The sequence below is a fragment of the Anaerovorax odorimutans genome, from assembly GCF_024459955.1.
GTDB classification, from domain to species: Bacteria; Bacillota; Clostridia; order Peptostreptococcales; family Anaerovoracaceae; genus Hominibacterium; species Hominibacterium odorimutans_A.
On sequence record NZ_JANFXK010000064.1, the window covers coordinates 1 to 955 of the forward strand.

1 rRNA gene is annotated in these 955 nt (G+C 52.1%); it reads left to right on the forward strand.

Going from position 1 to position 955, the window contains the following annotated elements:
- Positions 1 to 920: ribosomal RNA gene (locus NE619_RS17830) — 16S ribosomal RNA — on the forward strand; the annotation flags it as partial.
- Positions 921 to 955: the final 35 nt, after the last annotated feature.

The window sequence follows — 955 nt, forward strand, 5'->3', positions numbered from 1 at the left end:
TAAGGCAATGGCTTAACCAATGTTCGCCCTGTGAACTGAGAGACTTGAGTGCTGGAGAGGAAAGCGGAATTCCTAGTGTAGCGGTGAAATGCGTAGATATTAGGAGGAACACCAGTGGCGAAGGCGGCTTTCTGGACAGTAACTGACACTGAGATACGAAAGCGTGGGGAGCAAACAGGATTAGATACCCTGGTAGTCCACGCCGTAAACGATGAGCACTAGGTGTCGGGGTCGCAAGACTTCGGTGCCGGAGTTAACGCATTAAGTGCTCCGCCTGGGGAGTACGCACGCAAGTGTAAAACTCAAAGGAATTGACGGGGACCCGCACAAGCAGCGGAGCATGTGGTTTAATTCGAAGCAACGCGAAGAACCTTACCAGGGCTTGACATCCCTCTGACAGGGCCTTAATCGGCCTTTTCTACGGACAGAGGAGACAGGTGGTGCATGGTTGTCGTCAGCTCGTGTCGTGAGATGTTGGGTTAAGTCCCGCAACGAGCGCAACCCTTGTCATTAGTTGCTAACAGTAAGATGAGAACTCTAATGAGACTGCCGTGGATAACACGGAGGAAGGTGGGGATGACGTCAAATCATCATGCCCCTTATGTCCTGGGCTACACACGTGCTACAATGGTCGGTACAAAGAGAAGCGAGACCGCGAGGTGGAGCAAATCTCAAAAACCGATCCCAGTTCGGATTGCAGGCTGCAACTCGCCTGCATGAAGTCGGAGTTGCTAGTAATCGCAGATCAGAATGCTGCGGTGAATGCGTTCCCGGGTCTTGTACACACCGCCCGTCACACCATGGAAGTTGGGGGCGCCCGAAGTCGGCTAATAAATAGGCTGCCTAAGGCGAAATCAATGACTGGGGTGAAGTCGTAACAAGGTAGCCGTATCGGAAGGTGCGGCTGGATCACCTCCTTTCTAAGGAGACGAAAGTTTCTGCACTATGAGTTTAT